Below are 22,140 nucleotides of genomic sequence, written 5' to 3' on the forward strand. Positions count from 1 at the left end.
AGAGCCTTCGACCTGCAGGAGTATGGATTTTGCCGGAGACAGGGGGTGGCGTAATTAAGCGCTCCCAAAAAGTTCTCAAAAACTTCCAAACGGACTATAGATTCGCTCTATGCAGGGATCGCATTTTGCCTTTGGTCCGTTCGTGCTTGATCCGGATGCGGGGACGCTCCTTCGGAACGATGAGCCCGTTGCCGTCGGCCATCGCGGCATAAAGCTGCTCGCGGCGCTTGTCGAACGGCCTGGTGAAATTCTCGGCAAAGCGGAGCTGATGGATGCGGCTTGGCCGGGCATGGCGGTCGAGGAAGGCAATCTCACCGTCCAGATTGCGCAGCTGCGCAAACTGCTTGGTCCTGCCGTCGGCGGCGGCGACTGGATCACCACTGTTCCGCGCATCGGCTACCGCTTTACGGGCGCCACACATCAGCACGCCGGCGCAAAGCGAAAAACTCTGCCGCTGCCGGACAAGCCGTCGATCGTCGTGCTGCCCTTCCTGAATATCAGCAACGATCCAGAGCAGGGATCCTTCGCGGACGGGCTGACGGAAGACCTGATCACCGATCTCTCCAGAGTGCCGGGTCTTTTCGTCATCGCCCGCAATTCGGCCTTTGCCTACAAGGGAAAGGCGATGGATGTGCGCGGGATCGCCGGGGAGCTTGGCGTGCGCTACCTGCTGGAAGGCAGTACAAGACGCGCCGCGGGGCGCGTCCGCATCAACGCCCAGCTGGTCGACGCGGTGAGCGGCGATCACCTATGGGCAGAACGCTTCGATCGCAGCCTGGACGATATCTTCGCCGTTCAGGACGAGGTGACGGCCAAGATCGTCGAGGCCTTGCTCGGCCGGCTGCGCGCACCGCCGCCGCGCAAACGGCCGAAAAGCCTCGAAGCCTACGATCTCTGCGTTCGGGCGCGCAAGCTGATGGATGATGCCCCGCAGGCCGCTCAGGAAGCGCATCTGATGCTGACGCGGGCGATTTCCCTGGACCCCGATTATGCCGAGGCCTATCGCTGGCTTGCCATGAACCACTGGATGGGATGGGTCCATAGCGGCGGACCGACGGATGCGACCCGACGCCTTGCGCTGGAATTGGCACGCAAGGCGGTGGCGATGGACCCCAACGACGCCGGCTGCCGCTGGGTTCTGGCCTACTTGCTTGCCTATGAGCGCAGCTTCGCCGAGGCGGATGTCGAATTCGCCCGGGCAATCGAACTCGACCCGAACGAAGCTGATACCTTCGCGGCACTATCCGACATCACCGTGTTGGCCGGGCGGGTCGAGGAGGCGCTTGAGCATATTCGCAAGGCTTTCCGGCTAAACCCGTTTCCGGCAAGCTGGTACTATCTGACCCTCGGCCAGGCGCAATATGCCGCCGGGCAATACGAAGCCGCTGTCGAAACGCTTCGCAGCGAAGAGACCTATCACACGAGCTCACGCCGCTTCCTGGCGGCAAGCCTCGCCCAACTCGGCCGGCTCGATGAAGCGCGCGCCGAGGCCGAGTTGTTCCTTGTCGCCAATCCGCAATTTTCGACGCGTCATTGGGCTGAGACGGAGCCATTCCGCGACGCCCGCACGCTCGACCATTTTGTCGATGGCTATAGCAAAGCCGGTCTTCCGGAATAGAATTCCGAGAGCGGCCCAGCAAACGATCGTCAGTGCCAGACCGCCATGTTCGACGCTGCCGACATCACCTCCCGAGGGGCGGGGGCGCCGAACATGTGGCGGCCTCCGTCGTCGACTTCGGTGAAGGACCACCGCACGACTCCATCGCGGTCAAGCAGGAATTCACCAACGAGCTGTCCTTCGCCGGTGGCGATCATCTGCCTGTCATCCTCGGTGAATTCATAGCCGTCCGCCCTATCGAGGTATTCCACCGCCGCCATCAGGTCCATGGGTGCTGGAAGCTCGCCGGGCATGTCGATGCGCGTCGACATCATCGTGCTCCTGCTGACTTTACGCGGCCAGTCATTCTCGGCCTCGGTCATCTGAAGCATCGGCAGGCCGAAGGCCTTGTGCGATACCCGTTCCGGGTCAGAGGCCGCCAGCAGATTGGGAAGCGGGTGGTAGCGGAAATAGAGGCGGGCGCGTTCGATGGGCGTATTGACGACGGTCAGACTGTCGATGCCTTTCTCCTGCAACGCATCGGTAAGTTCGGCCATGGCGGCGATCTGCCGGCGGCAGAAGGGGCAATGCAATCCGCGGAACAGGCCGACGAACACCGGCTTTTGGCCGCGGAAATCGTCGATGGCGATCTTGCCCTGGCGGGTGATCGCATCCAGCACCACGTTCGGCGCGCGATCTCCAGGCTGTAGTGGTCTATCGGCGTGGTTCTCCTGCATTGTTCGTTCCTCCGTTTATCTGTCTGAATCGCTTGATCTAATCGATATCGAGCGAACCTCGCGGCGCGGGTGCTCAATCGAGAAACGGCAAGACGACGAGTGTGCCGGGGTCGAGGTTGTGGCGCATGCACACATCCTGTGCCAGCGTGAAATACCGTTCCGCCTCGTCCATATCGTCATGTTCGAGGCTCAGCGTCGCCAAGCCATCATAACACGGAAAGAGCAGTTGCGGCTCGTCAATTTCCTTCGCAACCTCAAGGGCTTCCTCGTAATACTTACGAGCTAGCTTCGGCTGCCCATGGCATTGATGAATCTGCCCGAGGACGATCAGCGGCACGGAGAGATGGTCGCGCTGATCGAGCGCCCGGTCGATCTCGGCGGCCTTCTCCGCTGCCGGCACGCCCTCGGCGGCGCAACGGTCGGTGAAGGTGCAGCAGGAAACCGCCAGATTGGCGAGAAGGCGCGCCTGGAAGCCGAGATCGCCAATACGGGTGGCAACCTCCAGTCCGCGCCGGCAGATCCTGATGGCGGTGGCCGGGTCGACGATCGTGTAGAGCACGCCGAGATTGGAATAGGCGCGGCAGGCAGCACTTTGCAAATCGGCCTTTTCGGCGACGGAAAGGCTGCGCTCCACCTCCTGCACCGCCTCGCGGCGGCGTCCAAGCCGCGCAAAGGCAGCGCCCTTGGTGTTCAGCGCCTCCGCCATTGCCCGCGCGGTCTCCCGTCCAGCCTCGGTCGTTGCGTCGATCGGCAGCGTTTGCAGGCATTGCAGCGCCTGCGTCGCCCATTCGGCGGCAGCGGCTTGATCCCCCATGCGGAAGGCCAGATGGCCGCGCTCCTGCAGGACATGTGCCCGCTCGACCGGCGCATCGATCGTTGCGATCATCGCTTCGGCTTCGGCGCAATGCGTCTCCGCCTGATCGCGGCGGCCTGCATCGAGGTGCAAGCGGCCGATCTTGCGCAATATCCTCGCCGCGGCGATCGGGTCGTCCTTGCTGCGGTGGATCGTCAGCGCGCGCTGATAGTGGTTCAGCGCTGCCTCGCGCAGGCCGGCGGGGCCGCAGAGATCGGCAAGACGCTCGAGCAGCGCCAATTGCTCCGGGGGCGCCTTCGCCTCGTCCGCGAAGGCTGCAAGCGCCTGACGATAGAGGCGCATTGCATCGTCATTGGCGTAGGCCTTGCGCGCCAGATCGCCGGCCGCCATCAGATAGGCCGCCCCCTTGGCCTTTTCGGTGGTCAGGCTGAAGTGGTGGCCGAGCTGCGCCAGATGCTCGGGCCGGTCGGGCGCCTCACCATATTGACGCTCCAGAACCTGGCCGACCCGCCGATGAAGCTCCATGCGCCGCTGCTGCAGGAGATTGTGGTAGATGACGTCGTGCATCAGCGTCTGGCTGAAGCGATAGCCCCGTGACTGACCGGCACTGGGACCGCGAAGTTCCTCGACGATGTTGGCATCGCAGAGATAATCCAGTGCGGCGTCGATGGCGGCCGGATCGGTTGCGACGGTGCGGAGTAGGGCGGTATCGAACTTCGGGCCGACGACTGCCGCCTCCTGAGCCAACCGTCTTATCTCCTGCGGCAGACGATCGACGCGGGCCAGCAGCAAGGCGTGCAGATTGACCGGAATATCGACATCCGTATCCTCGGCGGCAACATGCCAGCGCTGACCGTCATTGCGCAGCGTGCCCATGTCGATCAGCCCTCGAAGGAATTCTTCGATGAAAAGCGGATTGCCGCCGGCGCGCTCGAGGATGCGCCTGCGCATGGCGACGGGCAGCTTGCTATGGCTTTCGCCGAAAAAGGCGGTAAGCAGCTTCTGCCCGTCGGCCGCAGCGAGCGGGCCGAGACGCTGTACGGTGACGCTGACGCGATCGGAATTCAGCGGGTCGGTTTGCGATGTCGGCCGGTAGATCGCCAGCAGCATCAGCCGGCTGCGTTCCAGCCGGTCCATCATGAAGCGAAGCACTTCCAGCGAGGCGGCGTCTGCCCAATGCAGATCCTCGATGACGAGCAGCAGCGGGCCTTGCGCCAGCCGCCGCTCAAAGACGGTGCGAACAGCATAGAAGATCTGCCGCCGCAACTGCTCCGGCTCGATGTACCGCAGCGTGCCATCGGGATCGCCGAGGCCGAGGACGTGCAGGAAGAGGGGCAAAAGTCCCTCGACGTCATCCTGGGTGAGGTCGAGCGCACGAAAGCCGGTCGCCAGCAATTGCCGCGTCCTGTCGGGATCGTCCCGCTCGCCGATGCCGTAGGCGCTGCGCACAACGGCGGCGAGCGTACCATAGGATTGTTCGCCGAGGGGGGAGCAGGTAGCTTTGCGGATGGCGAGGCCCGCAAAGCGGCCGGTATCGCCGGCAATCGTCACGAATTCGTTCGCCAGCCGCGATTTGCCGATGCCCGCTTCGCCGATCAAGCGGACAAGCTGCGCCGCGCCGCCGCAGGCGAGATCGAGGCATGCGAGCAGCCGCGTGAGTTCCGCGTCCCGTCCGATCATCGGCGCCTGAAGGCCGAAACTTTCGAGCCCGCGGGCTCTATGCGGCGCTTCCAGCAACCCTGTCAGCCGATGGACGAGAACGTTACCGCTTTTGCCGCGCAGCGTCTGCGCGCCGAGACTGTCGAAGGCAAAGGCATGGCGGGTGAGGCGATAGGTCAGCGGCCCGACGAGGATATCGTTTTCGCCGGCCATGGACTGCAGCCGCTGTGCGGTATTAACCGTGTCGCCGGTCACGGAGTAGGACTTTGTGCTGACCGCGCCGAAGCCGCCGGTCACGACAGGGCCGCTGTTGACGCCGATATGCAGACGCAGCGGCACGCCGGCACGCGTATGCCAGCGATCGCCGACTTCGGTCGCTCGACGGATCATATCGAGGGCGGCACTCAGCGCCCGGACTGGATCGTCCTCATGGGCAACCGGCGCACCGAACAGCGCCAGCAGCGCATCGCCGACGAACTTGTCGACGAAGCCGCCATAAGCCTCGACCGCCTGCGTCATCTCTTCGAACAATTCGTTCTGCAGCACCCGCATGACCTCGGGATCGATCTGCTCGCTCAGCGTCGTGAAGCCGCAGAGATCGGCAAAGAGAACCGTCACCGGCCGCCGGTCGGCATCGCCGTCCGAATTAGACTGTATCGTGACAATGTTCGGCTTCGATGCAGGTTGGACTTTGCCTGATATCGAAGCGCCGCATTTTGGGCAGAAAGCGAAATCGGGCTGGCAGGGGTAGCCGCAGGCAGCACAGGAAAGCGGTTGCCTTGCGCCGCACCGCGGACAGAAGGCAAAATCGCTCTGAATATCGAAACCGCAGCCGGCGCATTCCATCGGACGCGTCTCACGAAACCCGATGCGTTGCGCTATTTCAGCCGCAACCAATGGGCCTCAACGGCGACCAGCATGAACCTGCTGCTTCGCGCCCGCAAGCATTAAACGAGCGGCGGATCGAGGCCGGGGCTCGGATACCTCCTTTACCACTCCATCCAGGCAACTTCTCTTGCTTGTTACGGCGGCTTCGCGCGCGAGGAAACTACCTGCAGCTGCAATTGTGAGAAAAAGCAATCGCATGCGGAACAAGTCCATGCTTTCCGCGTTGTCGCTCTTCGGTGTTAAGAAGAGGAGGATTTCATGCCTACGTTCGCAGCGACGCAGGTGACGCCACCTGATGAACACGTCGTTACAGCCCGCGAGGCTCTCGAGCCGCTGTACGAAAAGCTGGAAATGCAGACGGAGTCGGCGCTTCTTGCCGCTGCCGTGGAGGCTGGGTGGCCTCCCGAAGAGGCGACGAAAGCCCTGGCGACCCTTAGGCTATATGATGCGCTGTCGACACTCGGGCGAACAAGCTGACCGCGCCATGGGTTGGGAAGACGGAGCGGTGAGGTGAGGGCGCTGCTCTTCGCCTCCGCTATCGAAAATCAGCAAGTGAGGGTGTATCGGAACAGGGTGGTTCAGCGATCGGCCTGCCTGTCGACCGCCGGTCGGTGATATCGTTGGCAACGGCCGAGAACTAGCCGCTATATTAGGAAGCTCGCGATCATGCCAGTAGTTCCGACGCCCGACAGATCGTTGAGCGGTCACGACGAAGCGCGGGCAATCTCTGCCTGACAGATCTCCTTCTCATGCATCCGCGCGATGACGCGACGTTCATCCATAAGAGTGGCCCATCCCGTCCTCCTAAAATCGTGGCCATTATTCTTCTCGTTGCATTTGAAAGTAGAACCCGCCGCTTGCGCTCGGCGACAGTATCGGGACGATGAAGGATGTTGAGTTCCGGGTTGAAGCGGCGACCGTGACGCCGGCGGCATGCCGCGATCTGCGTCTCGCACGCCGCTCTGGCAGGTGCCGCCACAGTGCGGCTGAGATCGAGCACCTCAGCCGCCTGGACGACGCTCAGGCGTCGATCACGGATCTTCTGAACAACTTCGAGGCGATGCAATTCTTTCTGCGACATGGTGATCAAACAGGACAGCACGACTCCGACCGCTCATGGTCTCGACCAGGCTGAAGGTCGTCATCCTTGCTCCCAACGTTGGCATTGACCAGCACGTCGAGAGGCGAGACTGTCGCATCTCTAACTGGCCCAACTGTCGCATTACTAAATAGCCGCTACAACAGAATATCGCATAAGATAGATTATGGAACATTAATGCGCGCTCGGATACGCGAGTGTTTACAGCATCCTGCCCTGAATTGGCCGGCCAAACGTGCCGAATTCTTTCCGGTTGCCATGCGCATCGCACACGACGTTCGATGCACACGACCTGTCACCGCCGTCTGGCATCCGAGATATGCCCCGCCAAGCCGGCAAGCACGACGCCGAGCGGAAGGCTTCGGATGATCCTGGCTGCAACGAAGGCAGCGCCTGTTGCCAGCGCAAGCTTTGCCCAGGGATAGTCTCCCAGCTGGACGTGAGCGTTTGCATCGATCGACGTCGCCTTGGCTTTCAGCGCTGCTTCCGCATCTTCGCGCAGCATGCCGATGCGGGCGCGCAGCAGCCTTACCTCGTGCCGCAGAGCAGCCAGGCTTTCGTCGGCGTTGTCGCTCGCGGCATCGGCAAAAGGCGGCTCGCCTTCGGCGATCAGTTCATCGGGATCAGGCGGAAAGCCGTGGCGGTTGATGGATGATTGCATGGACGTATCCTCGAATGCGAGCAGGACGAATTGAGGCCCCGCATTACCGCACGGCCTCGTGAACATTAGTGATCGCGCCGGAAACCCTGGCTCTGCTGCGATCCGCCTTGTGACTGGCTCTGCGACTGCCGGTCGGCATCGGTCGAAGGCGCCGGGCCGGTAAAGGTATAGGCACGCACCTTGGCGCTTCCATGCGTGGTATCGCGCGTGGCGATCGGACGCGGATCGTCGAATGCGCTCTCCGATACGGCGAGATTTTCCGAGGCTTTCCCGCCATGGGCCGACCCGGCATAGCCGGTATTCGAGGCACCCTGGAATGCGCCTTCGGACGACCAGAGATCCGCCCGCTCATCCATGTCGATGCTGCCTTCGTCGTCCAGGATATCGTGGACGGTCTCATAGAGCGCGTCATCGATATCATTGACCTGGACGAGGAAGCCGCCTCGCCGCAGCCCTTCGGCATAGACCGCGCGATCCTCTTCGGGAAAGAAGAAATCTGCCAGCGCGTCAAAGAAGCCGCTGCGGTCGTCGCTCATCGTGCCGGCATTTTTTCCGTCGGCCTCATATCCCGGCAGCAGCCGTATTCGTGCGACCGGCACGCCGGCGTCTTCAAGACGTGAAACGGCGGACTCGGCTTCTGACCGGCTATCGAAAAACGCGGCAAGGCTGCTGCCGCCCGTCGGACCTGAAAAGGCCGGATTGGTATCGTTGTAAATGCTGCTCACGGGACTCTCCTCTCGATGTGCAGATCCAGCCGCAATAGACGTCTGGCTTCCTGACTCGAAAAACCGGCGGATGCGGTGAATGTTCCACGGAAGGACGAGCGAGCAGCCGCCCTCGCCTGCGGTTCCATAACTTGGCCATTCTGCTTCGGATACCAAGTCTCGTGGATTGCGCTGCCCGATGCGGGCCGTCAGCGGTTGACGTCAAACCTTCGAGGCGCTAGCACGCTTTCAACGTATCGGGGATAATTCATCATGGATTTCTTTTCGGCAGCCGCTATGACGGCTTTGCTGCAGGTCATTGCTATCGACCTCGTTCTCGCCGGCGACAACGCCGTGGTCATCGGTCTCGCCGCTGCGGGCCTTGAAGCTACACAGCGCCGCAAGGCGATCATCGTCGGCATCCTGGCCGCGACTGTTCTGCGCATCCTCTTCGCCAGCGTCGCGGTATATCTGCTGGCAATCGTCGGTCTGCTGCTGGCCGGCGGCCTGCTGCTCCTGTGGGTCTGCTGGAAGATGTGGCGTGAGCTTCGCGCCGGCCATGGCGAGCATCACGAATCGGCGGGCGCCCAGGGCGCGCCGAAAAAGACCTTCTTCCAGGCTGCCACCCAGATCGTTATCGCAGACGTTTCGATGTCGCTCGACAACGTGCTCGCCGTTGCCGGCGCAGCACGCGAACATCCGAGCGTTCTGATCATCGGTCTCGGACTGTCGATCGCGCTGATGGGCCTTGCTGCAAACCTGATCGCACGGTTGCTCAACAACCACCGCTGGATCGCCTATGTCGGCCTGCTGATCATCCTCTACGTCTCGCTCGACATGATCTATCGCGGCGCTGTCGAGATTATGCCGTACGTGTAATAAAACGAGCCGGCGTGCATGACGCTACGGGGCTGACGCCCCGTGCGTGGTGCAACGGGCCGATGCCTGTACGCGATGTCGTAGGTTCAGCCCTCGGTCCTGAACTCGGTCTCGAAGCTCATCTGGTCATAGGCCGGAACCACATGGTCCGGCGTCTGCGCCATCACCGCGTCGTAGTCGAGCGGCGTGTGCATATGCGTAAGGATCGCCCGTTTCGGCTTCAGCCGGCCGATCCAGTCGAGCGACTGTTCCAGCGACAGATGGCTGGGGTGATAAGTGTACTGCAGCGCGTCGATGATCAGCACGTCGAGATTTTGAAGCTTCTCGACGGTCTGCGGCGGGAAATCGCTGATATCGCTGCAATAAGCGACATCGCCGATCCGGAAACCGAGCGAATGAATATCCCCGTGCTGCTGAATGTGGGGATGAAATTTTATCCGGCCGCCCGGACCGCGGATTTCGACGGGTTCATCGAGGTTTTCGATGACGATGGGCAGCGCGATCGGCGGATAGTTGCTGCCGGGCGGCGTTTCCAGGCAATAGCCGAAGGCATCTCGCAGCCTGTCCATCGTAAACTGGTCGGCAAAGATTGGCACGCGGCGGCGCGTATTGTGGAAATAGCCGCGCAGATCGTCGATGCCGTGGATATGATCGGCATGCGGATGGCTGTAGAGCACGGCATCGACATGGTCGGCCCCTGCCCTGATCATCTGCTCGCGAAAATCCGGCCCCGTATCGATGACGACGGTTGTCACACCACCATCAGGCCCGATTTGTTGCACCATGAACGAGGCGCGTGTGCGCCGGTTCTTTGGATTGTCGGGATTGCAGGCGCCCCAGTCGCCGGTAATGCGCGGGACGCCCGGTGACGACGAACAGCCGAGGATGGTGAAACGCCGCCGATAGAGCACGCGCTAGATCCTCGGCATCTTCAAGAATAAGCGGAAAGCGTTTTCCGTCGTGATCCGCGCGACGTCGGCATAGGAAAGGCCGATCGTATCGGCGAGCACTTCGGCCGTGTTCACCACATAGGACGGCTCGTTGCGCTTGCCGCGCCAGCGCTTCGGCGCGAGATAGGGCGCATCGGTCTCCACCAGCAGCCGCTCATGCGGGATGGTCTTGGCGATATCGCGCAGCTCTTCCGATTTCGGGAAGGTCAGGATGCCCGAGAAAGAAATATAACCGCCGAGTTCGACGCCTGTCCTCGCCAGTTCGGGGCCAGCCGAGAAGCAGTGCAGGATGAAGGGAAAGGCCCCCTTCCCTGTCTCCTCGACCAGGATGTCGGCCATGTCTTCGTCGGCGCTGCGGCTGTGGATGACGAGCGGAAGCTGCGTCTGCCGGGCGGCGGCAATATGCCGGCGAAAGCCGGTCTGCTGGTCCTCGGGCTTCTGCGTATCGTAGAAATAATCGAGGCCCGCCTCGCCGATCGCAACCACCTTTTCATGAGCATTGGCGAGGCGCACTAGGTCGTCCGTCTGGATGTCCAGCTCGTCGCCGGCATTGTTCGGATGCGTTCCGACCGAGCAGAAGACGGAAGGATATTTTTCGGTGATGGCGAGCAGCCCGTCGAGCTTGCGCACCCGCGTGCAGATCGTCACCATCTGTTTAACCCCGGCCTGATGGGCGCGCGCGACGATCTCGTCGCGCTCCGCCTCGAAGTCGGCGAAATCAAGATGGCAGTGCGTATCGATCAGCACGGATTCAGGCCTCCGGAGCGACATAGCGCGGGAAGACCGGCGCCGGTGCTTCGAGCGCGGTCCCGGCAACGAGGCGGCCCGCTTCGCCGAGCGCGGCAAAGTCACGCTTGTCATCAGGCGCTGCCACGAGATCAAGCAGCTTGCCCGCCGATTCCGGCATGAAGGGCTGCAGCAAGATCGCGATCTGGCGCACGACCTCGGCCGTGACGTAAAGCACCGTGCCCATGCGCGCCGGATCGGTCTTCTTCAGCGCCCACGGCGCCTGGCCGGCGAAGTAGCGGTCGGCCTCCGAAACGACAGCGATGATCGAGGCGAGCGCCCGGTGGATGAGCTGCTTGCTCATATCCTCGCGCGTCGAGGCATGCAGCGCGTCGGCCTGCGCCAGCATTGCCTTGTCCTCGTCGGTCAGCGGCCCGCATTCCGGGATCTTGCCGTCGCAATTCTTGACGATCATCGACAGCGAGCGGCTGGCGAGGTTGCCGATGCCGTTGGCGAGATCGGAATTGATGCGCGTGCCGATCGCCTCTTCGCTGTAGCTTCCGTCCTGACCGAAGGAAACTTCGCGCAGGAAGAAATAGCGCACCTGGTCGAGGCCGAAATGGTTCACGAGATTGACGGGATCGACGACGTTGCCGAGCGACTTCGACATCTTCTCGCCCTTGTTGAGCAGGAAGCCGTGGGCAAAGACGCGCTTCGGCAGCGGCAGCTTCGCCGACATCAGGAAGGCAGGCCAGTAGACCGCGTGGAAGCGGATGATGTCCTTGCCGATGATGTGGACATCAGCCGGCCAGTATTTCGCCCTGGGACCGTTCCTGTCCTCGATGTAGCCCGTCGCGGTGATGTAGTTGGTGAGCGCGTCGACCCAGACATACATGACATGGGCCGGATCGTTCGGCACCTTGATGCCCCAGTCGAAGGTGGTGCGCGAGACCGAGAGATCCTTGAGGCCTGATTTGACGAAGGAGATCACCTCGTTGCGGCGTTCGGCCGGACCGATGAAGTCGGGATTCTCTTCGTAGTGCTTCAGCAGCTTGTCCTGGTATTCGGAAAGCTTGAAGAAGTAGCTTGCCTCTTCCACCCATTCGACAGGCGTGCCCTGCGGCCCGTAGCGCACGCCGTCAGCGCGCAGCTCCGTTTCGTTTTCCTGGTAATAGGCCTCGTCGCGCACCGAATACCAGCCGGCATAGCTGTCCTTGTAGATGTCGCCGCTATCGGCCATCAGGTTCCAGATGTTGCGCGACGTCTCGTGATGACGCTCCTGCGTGGTGCGGATGAAGTCATCGTTCGAAGCGTTGAGCAGCTTCGCCATTGCCTGGAATTCGCCGGAGTTGCGATCGGCGAGCGCCTGAGGCGTTATTCCCTCTGCGCGTGCGGTCTGCTGCATCTTCTGGCCATGTTCGTCGGTGCCGGTCAGGAAAAACACGTCCCGGCCGTCCAGGCGCTGGTAGCGCGCCATCGCATCTGTCGCGATCAGCTCATAGGCATGGCCGATATGCGGCTTGCCGTTGGGATAGGAAATCGCGGTGGTGATGTAGAAAGGTGTCTTGTCTGTCATGGCGGCCAATGTCCGGCTTACTCTATATAAATGGTCAGCCGCTCTTAGCGCATGTCACCGTCAAGCGAAACCTCAACTTTCCAGTCGTCGATGATTTCCGAGACTTGGGGAGCGTGAACTTGACTCAGCTTCTCACGCAATCTACCCGTTTTGGAAAAGAGGGCGGGACAAGAACGCAGTGCCAGTTTTCATCTACCGGAATCGCCGTGGGCGTGCGCCGTCGGAGACGCTTGATTGACTTTCGAGCCTCTCTATTCGCTTTCGGGCCTGGTTGTGGGGGCCCTTGTCGGCATTACCGGCGTTGGCGGCGGCTCGCTGATGACGCCGCTGCTGGTGCTCCTCTTCGGCGTCCATCCCGCCACCGCCGTCGGCACCGATCTTCTCTATGCGGCGATCACCAAGACGGCCGGCACGGCCGTTCACGGCATGCACGGGCGCGTCAACTGGAAGATCGTCGGCGGCCTTGCCGCCGGCAGCGTGCCCGCCGCCCTGCTGATGCTCTGGCTGCTGGCCGGCGTCGACCGCAAGAGCATCGGCGTGACGAACACGATCACCACCGCGCTCGGCTGGCTTCTCGTCATGACCGCGATCATGCTGGTCTTCCGAGGCCCGATACTCGAAATGGCGCGTCGCGCCATCGGTGACCGCACGCCGCCAAAGCCGGCGACTATCGTCGCCTTCACCGTCGTCCTCGGGTTCCTTCTCGGCGTCCTCGTCACCTTGACCTCGGTCGGCGCAGGCGCGCTCGGCGTGACCATCCTGCTGGTCCTCTATCCCAGGCTCGATGTGCGCGAGATCGTCGGCTCCGATATCGTCCACGCCGTGCCGCTGACCCTGATCGGCGGCATGGGTTACTGGTTCATCGGCGAGATAGACTGGTCGATGCTGTTTGCCCTGCTCATCGGCTCGATTCCCGGCATCATCGCCGGAAGCCTTCTGGCGCCGAAGCTGCACGAACGCACCATCCGTATCGTCCTTGCCGTGACGCTGGCAGTCGTCGCATCGAAGCTGTTGATCGGCTGATCAGAGGCCCGGCTGCTTGATGTCGGAAAGAATGCTGATGATGGTCTGCTTGCGGTCGAGGTTGTAGGCATCGGAAACGGTCAGCCGCTCGGTAATTTCGGAATAGAGCCGTGCCAGTCGCTCCGCAGCAGCGATCTGCCCCTCAGCCGCGGCCGCACGGGCGCGGTTCATGATGTCGTCGCCGATATGGCTGACGAAGAAATCGAAGATCGTGTCGCTTTCCTTGCCGGACAGGGCATCGGCCAATCGATGCATCGCCTTGCGCGCGCCCGGCCCTTCGGATGAAAGCATCTCGTCATAGGCGGCGATGATTTCGCCGCCGCCGTAGTTCAAGAGTTTGAGGGCTTCGCCGACGCTGCCCTTGGCGGCGGCAAGCACCGACCCGCCCTCACCCGAGATGCCGAGATGGCCAAGGGCGGCAATGAGCGCGTCGTCGGCAAGCGGCGCCAGTTTCAGCGGCAGGCAGCGGGAGCGGATCGTCGGCAGCAGGCGTCCCGGCGCGTGCGAGAGCACCAGGAACAGCGCTCGCTTCGGCGGCTCCTCCAGGATCTTCAGGATGGCGTTGGCCGCATTGCGGTTCATGTCGTCGGCCGGATCGATGATGACGATCCGCCAGTTGCCGGTGCCTGAGGTCTGAGAGAAGAACTTGCCGGCGCGCCGCACCTCGTCGACGGTGATCGCCGACTTTACCTTGCCGGTCTTTTCGTCCACCGGCCGGGCAAGGTGCAGGAGATTGTGCGAAGCACCGGAGACGATCTGCCGGCTGACGGGCGAAGCCGGGTCGGGATCGCCGATCGTCTCCGGCGCCGTCTGGGGATCGGGATGGGAGAGGACATGATTGGCGAAGCGGAAGGCGAGCGTCGCCTTGCCGATGCCTTCAGGCCCCTCGATCAGTATGGCGTGATGGCCCTTGCCGGACCGGTAGGACTGGGCAAGAAATGCCTCCGCCTCCTCATGGCCGAACAGCCTGGTATTTTCCGCCGGCCAGATCGCGCCGTCGAGCAGTCCGGGCCTCTCCTCATTCATGGTGGGCGGCTTCCGGTGTGCGGGCATGGCCCGCGGGCGACGACCTGAGCTGCTTGACGATCGCCAGGATCTCGGCGGCGATCGCCTCTTCCGTCTGCAGAGCGTTGACGACGTGGCAGCGCTCGGGCTCGCGGGCGGCGATATCGAGAAAGGCTTCGCGCCGTTTCTCATGCGTTTCGAGCTGCTCTTTTTCGAAGCGGTCGGGACCATCGGCTGCGGCGCGTTTCTGTGCCCGCTCCAATCCGATCCTGGCGGGGATGTCGAGGATCACGGTGCAATCCGGCATGACGCCGTTGATGGCGACGCGCTGCAGCGTCTCGATGAACTCCGGCTCGAGATTGCCGGTGACGCCCTGATAGACGCGGGAGGAGTCCATGAAGCGGTCGCAGAGCACGACCTTGCCTTCGGCAAGTGCAGGCCGGATCACCTCTTCGACATGGTCATTGCGCGCTGCCGCAAACAGGATCGCCTCCATGCGCGTGCCGAAGGCTTCGGCGGCGCCGGAGAGAAGCACGTGGCGCACGGCTTCGGCGCCGGGCGATCCGCCCGGCTCCCGCGTCACCAGCACGTCGTGGCCTTCGCTTTTCAACGCCTCGGCAAGGCGGCGGATCTGCGTGGATTTCCCAGCGCCTTCCCCGCCTTCAAACGTAACGAACAATCCCGTACCGGACGACAATGACAGCTTCCCGCATTCCAGGCGCCATATGCGCCTCGTTCCTTCTATCTATCCGAAGATGCCAGGGAGGAAAACCTTTCGGCGCGGCGACATATTCACCTTTCCCGGTAAATCGCATCGGAAGAAGGCGTTCAGCCCGGCGCGGACTTATCCCAGAGCCAGGAGAAGAACAGCGATTCGCCGAGTTCCAGCATGGCATCGACGGCCCGGCTGCTGAGCGAGCCCTCCTCCACTGCCTGCACGGTATAGAGCGGCACTTCGCGGAGCAGCCGGCTGCCCGCGAAAATCCTGAGCGTGCCTGCCTGATAGTCCGGCTTGACCGGCGCCATCAGCGGCCAGCGGTAGACGATGCGTGCCGACAGCCGGTCCGGATTGCTGACCGGGATATAGACGCTGACCGGCGCCTTGGCGACGAGATCGACGGTGCGCGCCGTGCCGCCATAGACGCTGGCCGAGCCGATCACTTCCTTGTCGGCAAAGACCTGGCGGTTCTCGAAGGCCGTCAGCCCCCATTCGAGCACGCGCTTGGCCTCCTCGGTCCGTTCCTTGTCGGAAGGGATGCCGGCAAGGGCCAGAAACAGCCGCCGGCCGTCGCGCTCGACCGAGGCGACGATCGAATAGCCCTCGCCCTCGGCAAAGCCGGTCGCCAGTCCATCGGCGCCGAGATCGAGCCCGAGCAGCGGATTCCGGTTGCGCTGGAGGATCTTGTTCCACTCGAATTCCGGCTGCGCGAAATAGGGATAGAGGTTCGGATAGGATTGCTGCAGGGCGGCAGCAAGCGTCACCATTTCGCGCGTGGTCACCTTGCTCTTGCCATCGGGAAGGCCGGTGGAGTTGCCGAATACTGCCTTCTCCATGCCGAGTTCGCGGGCGCGGCGGGTCATCGATTCGGCAAATTGCTGTTCGCTTCCCGCCATGCCTTCGGCCAGCACGATGCAGCCGTCATTGGCGCCCTGGATGGTAATGCCCTTGAGCAAGTCGTCGACTGGCACGCGCGATTTGAGCGCGGCAAACATCGTGGCCGTCCGCGAGGGTGCGCCGCCCGTTCGCCAGGCATATTCCGAAACCGGATATTCTGTGTCGAGCGTGATCTGACCCTTCGTCACCGCCTCGAAGGCGATATCCACCGTCATCAGCTTGGCGAGCGAGGCCGGCGAAAAGCCCTGGTCCTCGTTCTTGGCGAGAAGCACCGTGCCGGTGGAGGCCTCGATCATGTAGGCCTGCGCGGCCTTCGTGGCAAATCCGCCAGCGCCGCCATCGGCAGCGAGCGCGCCGGTGGCCAGGGGTATCAGGCATGCAAAAAGGCGAAGCAAGGGCTTCAGCATCGCGATTTCCATCGATCGAGCGGCGGATTTCAGGAGGTTAGAGCGAGAGGGAATCCGATGCAATTACCATGCTTAGCGTGCCGCGGATTTTGCCTGCTGCCGCTTGGCAGAGGCCAGGATCGACTGCTGCGTCAGCCCGTCATTGCGCACCATCACTGCGTCGAAGGCGAGATCGACCGTCACTGTCTTCACGTCCTCGTTCTGGTAGCCGAGTGCCAGCGAACCCTGACGCCCGCCATAGGGGCGCTCATAAGGCATGGGTCCGATCTCCGGCAGCACGACCATCTGCTCGAAGGTCGGAGCACCATTCCCTGCCGACTGGGCAGACGGTGCGACCAGAACATTGGCCGGAGCAGCGAGCGCCGGCGCCGCATTGTAGCGCGCGCTTGGCGTCGAACCGGCATAGGAGGTCGCCGACATCGGCACCGGCACGTTGGCCGGCGTCTCATAGCTCTCCGAACTCTGCAGCTGGTCGCGCGTGATCTTGCGGCTGTTGGAGGCGACCATCACGCCGGTTGCGATCTGTCCCTCAGGATTGATTGCCGGAATGCGGCTGCCCTTCGGCACATAAGATGCCATCAGATAGGGCATGTCATGGCCGTCCATGCGGGCGCGGCCGACATATTGAACGCGCACCTTGCCGGTGCCACTGTGCTGCAGATCCAGCATGTTGGCCGTCTTGTTGGAAAGATCGATGATACGGCCTTCGTGGTAAGGACCGCGGTCATTGACGCGCACGACGACGGAGGAGCCGTTTTCGAGATTGGTGACGCGGGCGTAGCTCGGCAGCGGGAAGGTCGGGTGGGCGGCCGAAAGATGCATCTGGTCGTAGACTTCGCCGTTTGCCGTCAGGCGCCCATGAAAGGCGGAGCCATACCAGGAGGCGACGCCGACCTTGTTATAGGCGAAGTCTTCCTTCGGATAATACCACTTGCCCTTCACCTCGTAGGGATTGCCGACGATGTAGCGGCCGCCGCCCTTCGGGATGTTGTTGCCGGTGGCGACCCGCGGGCTCGCCTTCACGCCATATTCGGATTCGGAAAAATACTCTTTGCCGTGGGCTTTCTTTTTCGGCACCGCCTGCGTCGTGCCGCACGCCGCAACCGTCGCACACATCGCCGATATCGCCAGCCATCGCGCTGCCGTTGCGAATGACGCCGCCCCGTAATCCAGTCTCATATGTCCCACGCCGCTCATATGGTTAAGGAACTCTGCCCGATAATGGGTCAATAGCGCCTTATCCCCGCCCGCCTAACGAGACTTTAATCTTGTGAGCTTCATGGCAAATTTACGAACGATTTCGCAGCGATAGCCCCAATTCCGATAATTATGGTTTATAAACTACTAACATTGAGGCCTGCACCCTGCCCTCCGCCGCCGCAATGAGACCCCGGAATCGCCGTGCCGATACGTGACACATAGTAGATGGCCGAAGGGATTTGCGCGTTCAAAAAGCTTTCGATCGGTGGCGCCGGCCGAGGTTGCGGATTTCACCCACTGGTAGTTTTATTTCAAAAAGATCGCTCTGAAGTTATCGCCGGTCAGCACCGTATCGACTGCGCTACCCCTGCACCGTGTAGTTTGTTGCTTGACTCAAAGTGGAGTAGAAAGTTTAGTTGCGGCGTTCGGGTGAAGCCCGGCGTCCTTTCCACGCTCATCTTTAGGGGGACGAGCCATGGCAAATCACAAACCAGCAGTGCCTAGCGTGTCGATCCACGACTATTCACCAACGGAAGCCATCGAAGGAAGCCTTCTCGACGGCGCGACGGACCAGGATGGCGATCTGCTTCAGGTTCAGTTTGTCAATGGTGTCCGAATTCCCAACAAGGCAGGTGAACCCGGATATCTGACCATCGAAGGTGAGCACGGCACGCTGACCATCTGGAGCAATGGCAGCTATAGTTACACGGTCACTGACCCGGAAAGCCTTGAGCCCGGTCAAGCCTTCTCCGAAAAATTCTCCTTCAAGGTCTCCGATGGAAAAGGCGGCACTGACGTCGCCAATTTTCACATCGCCGTCAACGCGCCGCCGCAAGGGCTCTATTCGATCGATTTCGAAAATGCCCCGACGGAATATCCCGGGCAGCCTGATATCGCTTCGGGTTATGCGGGCTTCAAGTTCGGCGACAAGGTCGACGGCAATCTTTGGGCGGTCGCTGAAGCCAGCGGTAACGAATACGTCGTCACCAATCCCTACAATCCCTTTTTCGACCGTGTTGACGGTAAGCTCTTCACGGTAGAGGGCGTCGACGTCGCGACCGTTTTCGACCCCGGCTACGAAGGGGGCGATGCCCTCGTCACCTTCGAAGGCTACATCGGTGGCAATAAGGTGAGCGAGATGACCGTCAAGGTCTATGGCGATACCATTGCCGACGGCCAGCATATTTCACTGGCAGAGCTGGGCGCGGTCGACTTCGTCCGCTTCGATATCGACCCGGACGTGGAGCCCACAGGCTTCCCGCAGCTCGCCTTCGACAACTTCACGGTCCTCGTCTGACGACATCAGGCAAGCGGCCCGCAAAGCCGCTTCCCTCCTCCGGCAAGTGCTGCAGAACAAGTTGACGCTGCGGTCAAAGCTGCTACAAAGCCGGCCTGTGAGTGAATGGGTCGCACGTCGGCGTAAGCGCCGATCTAAAGGAAATGCCGAAACGGCATTTCCATGGGCTTCTCAATTTGCCTGGAAGAGTGTCCGAGTGGTTTAAGGAACCGGTCTTGAAAACCGGCGTGCGGGAAACCGTACCGTGGGTTCGAATCCCACCTCTTCCGCCATTTTGGCCGTATTTCTTCGATCGCGCCGTTTCAGCCCTCCAGCCGGACTGCGTTCTCCGTCAGTATCTTTATCAATTGCTCCTTCACGATCTGGAATCTCGGCGTCCGGGCCGCTTGGTCCTGCACGAGAAGCCACAGATCGAGCGTTAGCTTGGGCACATCTTCCAGCACGGGCACGAGATCGGTTCGGCAAGCGGCGAAACAAGGCAGGACCCCGATACCGAGGCCGTTTTCGACCGCCGTCAGCTGCGCGGTGAACGAACTGAGGCGCATCGCCGGCTGGCAATCGGCGAAAATCTCTTCCAGCCAGATCGACATCGAGAGGTAACGCAGGTCTTCGCTCCATCCGATCACCCGGTGGGAGTGGAGGTCGCGCTCGTTCGACGGCTTGCCATATAACTCCAGATAGCTGCGATTGATGTAGAAGCCGAATGTGACCTTGCCCACCGTGCGCATCCGGTAGCTGCCTCGCTCCGGCGGCACGATCCGAAGGGCGATATCGGATTGCTGGGTCGCGAGCGGCGCCGGCCGGACGCTGGACCTGATGTCGAGCTGAATGCCGGGATAATCCTGCATGAGGCCCCCGAGATTGGGGATGAGGATCTGCTGGCCCAGCAGTTCGGGCGCGTCGATGCGGACCATGCCCGACACGCTTTCGCTACTGTCTCTGGCCGACCTTTCGAAAGCCTTCAAAGACGCTTCGGCCGTTTCGGCCGGCGCCAGAAGACCGATGCCTGCTTCGGTCATTTCGTATCCGTCGAAGTGATGGCGAAACAGCGTCGATCCCAGTGCTTGCTCGAGCGCCGTTATTCGGCGCGACACGGTGGATGTGCTAACGCCCAGCCGGCGCGCTGCCGCGCTGAGCGACCTGGAGTTTGCGACGGCAAGAAAGAACTTCAGGTCATTCCAGTCCATGAGGCTTTCCAATTTTGGAACGGCGCTTGCCCAAAACGGCAGTGGTCTATTGCAGCCAATTTGATATCATCGGACCAGAAACGGCAACAGGACGGTCGCAGAAGCGGCACACTCCGGTCCTTCAGTTTTCCAAATTTGCTATGCCGACGTTTTCGGCACGAATCCGAGAGCGTCGTGCTTCCGCAACAAAGCGCGAGGCAATTCTCATGATCGTTCAAGCTTGCATCAACGGCGCAAGGCCGAGCGATTTCCATCCGCATATTCCCCTGACGGCGGGAGCCATGGCGCGCGACGCTGCGGCTTCGGTCGCTGCCGGCGCTGCCGAACTTCACCTTCATCCGCGTGGAGCCGAAGGCCGGGAAAGCCTCGCCGCTGTCGACGAAACCGTCTGCGCGATCCGGCGGGTCTGTCCGGGGACGCTGGTCGGAGTTTCCACGGGCGCCTGGATCGAGGGCGATCGGGAACGGACGCGCGAAGCCATCCGCCAGTGGCGGGTATTGCCGGATTACGCGTCGGTGAACCTCTCCGAAGACGATGCGCCCGCTATCATGCAACTGCTTCGCGACAGGGGCGTCGGGATCGAAGTCGGGCTGGCATCAGTCGCCGATGCAGAACGTTATATCAGCCTCGAAGACCACCAGCGGGTCTTTCGCGTGCTGATCGAGCTCGATCACGAACAGGATTGGCAACGTGCCCGCGCTGTTCAGGACGGCATTCTCGAGGTGCTCGAACGTGGCGGCGTGACACGACCCATTCTTCTGCACGGTTTCGATGCAACGGTCTGGCCGTTCGTCGAATTGGCGCGTCAGCGGCGCTTTTCCACCCGCGTCGGCCTGGAAGATGGAAAGCATCTTCCGGATGGAACGACCGCGTGCGGCAATGCCGCGCTGGTCGCCGCCGCCGTCGATATCTTCCGTGGCCGGTCGAATTGATCCGCCGTTTAATATTTCTCTCGCGAGGCAAACATGACAACGAGAACAGATGTTTTCCGATTTTCTGAATTCGGCACGCCTGACGTCCTGCGCCAGGAAAGTCTCGAGCTGGCCCTGCCCGCTGCCGGCGAAATCCAGATCCGGCATCTGGCGATCGGCGTGAATTACATCGACATCTATCACCGCAAAGGCGTCTTCGCGGCGCAGCTTCCCTTGCCGAGCGGGCTCGGCGTGGAAGGTGTCGGCATCGTCACGGCGCTTGGCGACGGCGTTAAAACCTTCAATGTTGGTGACCGCGTGGCCTATGTCGGCGGTCCCCCGAACGCCTATTCCACGCATCGAAACCTGCCTGCCGCGCGTGCTTTGCCCGTGCCGGAGGGGCTGGACAGCGAAACCGTCGCTGCTCTGGTTTTCAAGGGGTTGACCGTCGAATACCTGATCCATCGCTGCGTGCCCGTGGCGAAAGGTGACGTCGTTCTCTTCCATGCCGCCGCAGGTGGGGTCGGATCGATCGCGTGCCAGTGGCTGAAACATCTCGGGGCGACGGTGATCGGCACTGTCGGTTCGGAGGAAAAGGCTGGGATCGCGCGCGCCAACGGGTGCGATCACGCGATCGTTTACACCAAGGAGGATTTCCAGGGCCGCGTGGCCGAGATCACCGGTGGCAAGGGCGTGCGTGTCGTCTACGATTCGGTCGGCGCCGACACGTTTGCCAAATCTCTGGATTGCCTGCGTCCCCGCGGCACTCTCGTCAGCTTTGGGGAAGCCTCCGGTCCGATCGCACCTCTAAACGTTCCCTCGCTGGGTGCAAAAGGATCGCTGTTCGTCACGCGTCCGTCCATCGCCCATTACACGGCCGATCGCAGCGACTACGAGGCGGCGGCGAGCAATCTCTTAGGCGCCATCGAGGCCGGCATCGTCAAGGTCCCTAATATATCGAGATACAGGCTCGGCGATGCGGTCAAGGTGCACGAAGATTTGGAAGCGCGCCGAACGCAAGGTCCTATCATTCTCATTCCGTGACATCTTCAAGATCACTTTATATTTCAGGAAATGAAGAATGTTTACAAGAAGAACGAGTATATCAGCAGTCCGACGGAGCCCCAAAAGACAATAGGCGTAAGTATCAATCCAAGGACGATGACTTTTGTCATTAGAAAACTCCGAATCTCCGCACGCCCCCG

19 protein-coding genes, 1 tRNA gene and 1 pseudogene are annotated in these 22,140 nt (G+C 61.7%); 8 read left to right on the forward strand and 13 right to left on the reverse strand.

The window, feature by feature from the left end; all coding sequences use genetic code 11:
• The first annotated feature begins 109 nt into the window (after positions 1–109).
• The gene (locus ATY77_RS25995; protein ID WP_088689437.1) at positions 110–1,618 is read left to right on the forward strand and encodes a winged helix-turn-helix domain-containing tetratricopeptide repeat protein; all 1,509 of its coding nucleotides are present in this window, start codon (positions 110–112) and stop codon (positions 1,616–1,618) included.
• A gap of 29 nt (positions 1,619–1,647) precedes the next feature.
• Here ATY77_RS25995 and ATY77_RS26000 read toward each other — a convergent pair whose 3' ends face one another.
• The gene (locus ATY77_RS26000) at positions 1,648–2,334 is read right to left on the reverse strand and encodes a peroxiredoxin-like family protein (RefSeq protein WP_088689438.1); all 687 of its coding nucleotides are present in this window, start codon (positions 2,332–2,334) and stop codon (positions 1,648–1,650) included.
• A 73-nt stretch (positions 2,335–2,407) separates the two neighbouring features.
• On the reverse strand, positions 2,408–5,653 hold the full coding sequence (locus ATY77_RS26005) for an adenylate/guanylate cyclase domain-containing protein (RefSeq protein ID WP_088689439.1): 3,246 nt from the start codon (positions 5,651–5,653) through the stop codon (positions 2,408–2,410).
• A 300-nt stretch (positions 5,654–5,953) separates the two neighbouring features.
• Here ATY77_RS26005 and ATY77_RS26010 point away from each other — a divergent pair, with 300 nt between their 5' ends.
• Complete coding sequence (locus ATY77_RS26010; protein ID WP_088689440.1) at positions 5,954–6,172, forward strand: hypothetical protein; 219 nt, start codon at positions 5,954–5,956, stop codon at positions 6,170–6,172.
• A 376-nt stretch (positions 6,173–6,548) separates the two neighbouring features.
• Here the strand turns inward: ATY77_RS26010 and ATY77_RS33315 are convergent.
• From ATY77_RS33315 to ATY77_RS26025, 3 genes and pseudogenes are all read right to left on the reverse strand, one after another.
• Positions 6,549–6,676: pseudogene (locus tag ATY77_RS33315) on the reverse strand (IS30 family transposase); the annotation flags it as partial.
• A 413-nt stretch (positions 6,677–7,089) separates the two neighbouring features.
• Positions 7,090–7,455: a hypothetical protein gene (locus ATY77_RS26020; RefSeq protein WP_088689442.1), complete on the reverse strand. Its 366-nt coding sequence runs from the start codon at positions 7,453–7,455 to the stop codon at positions 7,090–7,092.
• A 65-nt stretch (positions 7,456–7,520) separates the two neighbouring features.
• Positions 7,521–8,180 carry a hypothetical protein gene (locus ATY77_RS26025; protein ID WP_088689443.1) on the reverse strand — a complete coding sequence of 220 codons (660 nt, stop codon included), beginning with the start codon at positions 8,178–8,180 and terminating at the stop codon, positions 7,521–7,523.
• 252 nt (positions 8,181–8,432) lie between these two features.
• Between ATY77_RS26025 and ATY77_RS26030 the strand changes: the two genes are divergently transcribed.
• On the forward strand, positions 8,433–9,038 hold the full coding sequence (locus ATY77_RS26030; RefSeq protein WP_088674359.1) for a TerC family protein: 606 nt from the start codon (positions 8,433–8,435) through the stop codon (positions 9,036–9,038).
• Between the two features lie 86 nt (positions 9,039–9,124).
• Here ATY77_RS26030 and ATY77_RS26035 read toward each other — a convergent pair whose 3' ends face one another.
• From ATY77_RS26035 to metG, 3 genes are read right to left on the reverse strand one after another with little or no spacing between them, the layout of a single operon-like run.
• Positions 9,125–9,949 (reverse strand): MBL fold metallo-hydrolase, encoded by an 825-nt coding sequence (locus ATY77_RS26035; protein WP_088689444.1) that lies wholly within the window; start codon positions 9,947–9,949, stop codon positions 9,125–9,127.
• A 3-nt stretch (positions 9,950–9,952) separates the two neighbouring features.
• Positions 9,953–10,735 carry a TatD family hydrolase gene (locus ATY77_RS26040; RefSeq protein WP_088689662.1) on the reverse strand — a complete coding sequence of 261 codons (783 nt, stop codon included), beginning with the start codon at positions 10,733–10,735 and terminating at the stop codon, positions 9,953–9,955.
• 4 nt (positions 10,736–10,739) lie between these two features.
• On the reverse strand, positions 10,740–12,290 hold the full coding sequence (gene metG / locus ATY77_RS26045) for a methionine--tRNA ligase (RefSeq protein WP_088689445.1): 1,551 nt from the start codon (positions 12,288–12,290) through the stop codon (positions 10,740–10,742).
• Between the two features lie 234 nt (positions 12,291–12,524).
• On the opposite strand from metG, the gene ATY77_RS26050 reads away from it, so the two are divergent.
• Positions 12,525–13,313 (forward strand): sulfite exporter TauE/SafE family protein, encoded by a 789-nt coding sequence (locus ATY77_RS26050; protein ID WP_088674355.1) that lies wholly within the window; start codon positions 12,525–12,527, stop codon positions 13,311–13,313.
• Here the strand turns inward: ATY77_RS26050 and ATY77_RS26055 are convergent, their stop codons facing one another.
• The 4 genes from ATY77_RS26055 to ATY77_RS26070 form a co-directional block, all read right to left on the reverse strand.
• Positions 13,314–14,339: a DNA polymerase III subunit delta' gene (locus ATY77_RS26055; protein ID WP_088689446.1), complete on the reverse strand. Its 1,026-nt coding sequence runs from the start codon at positions 14,337–14,339 to the stop codon at positions 13,314–13,316.
• On the reverse strand, positions 14,332–15,015 hold the full coding sequence (gene tmk, locus ATY77_RS26060) for a dTMP kinase (RefSeq protein ID WP_088689447.1): 684 nt from the start codon (positions 15,013–15,015) through the stop codon (positions 14,332–14,334). Before tmk ends, ATY77_RS26055 begins: the two co-directional genes overlap by 8 nt.
• A gap of 131 nt (positions 15,016–15,146) precedes the next feature.
• Positions 15,147–16,340, reverse strand: coding sequence for a D-alanyl-D-alanine carboxypeptidase family protein (locus ATY77_RS26065; protein WP_088689663.1), 1,194 nt, complete (start codon positions 16,338–16,340; stop codon positions 15,147–15,149).
• 72 nt (positions 16,341–16,412) lie between these two features.
• Entirely contained in the window at positions 16,413–17,519 is a 1,107-nt protein-coding gene (locus tag ATY77_RS26070; RefSeq protein ID WP_088689448.1) for a septal ring lytic transglycosylase RlpA family protein, read from the reverse strand.
• A gap of 496 nt (positions 17,520–18,015) precedes the next feature.
• On the opposite strand from ATY77_RS26070, the gene ATY77_RS26075 reads away from it, so the two are divergent.
• Positions 18,016–18,837 carry an Ig-like domain-containing protein gene (locus ATY77_RS26075; RefSeq protein ID WP_088689449.1) on the forward strand — a complete coding sequence of 274 codons (822 nt, stop codon included), beginning with the start codon at positions 18,016–18,018 and terminating at the stop codon, positions 18,835–18,837.
• A gap of 182 nt (positions 18,838–19,019) precedes the next feature.
• Positions 19,020–19,109 (forward strand) — tRNA-Ser (locus ATY77_RS26080).
• Between the two features lie 30 nt (positions 19,110–19,139).
• On the opposite strand, the gene ATY77_RS26085 is transcribed toward ATY77_RS26080, so the two are convergent.
• A complete protein-coding gene (locus tag ATY77_RS26085; RefSeq protein ID WP_088689450.1) occupies positions 19,140–20,024 on the reverse strand; it encodes a LysR family transcriptional regulator in 885 nt (294 codons plus the stop codon).
• A 206-nt stretch (positions 20,025–20,230) separates the two neighbouring features.
• Between ATY77_RS26085 and ATY77_RS26090 the strand changes: the two genes are divergently transcribed.
• Positions 20,231–20,956, forward strand: coding sequence for a 3-keto-5-aminohexanoate cleavage protein (locus tag ATY77_RS26090; protein ID WP_088689451.1), 726 nt, complete (start codon positions 20,231–20,233; stop codon positions 20,954–20,956).
• 33 nt (positions 20,957–20,989) lie between these two features.
• Complete coding sequence (locus ATY77_RS26095; RefSeq protein WP_088689452.1) at positions 20,990–21,979, forward strand: quinone oxidoreductase; 990 nt, start codon at positions 20,990–20,992, stop codon at positions 21,977–21,979.
• The last annotated feature ends 161 nt before the right edge of the window (positions 21,980–22,140 follow it).

Origin of the sequence: Rhizobium sp. R634 (assembly GCF_002211305.1) — a bacterium.
Taxonomy (GTDB): domain Bacteria; phylum Pseudomonadota; class Alphaproteobacteria; order Rhizobiales; family Rhizobiaceae; genus Rhizobium.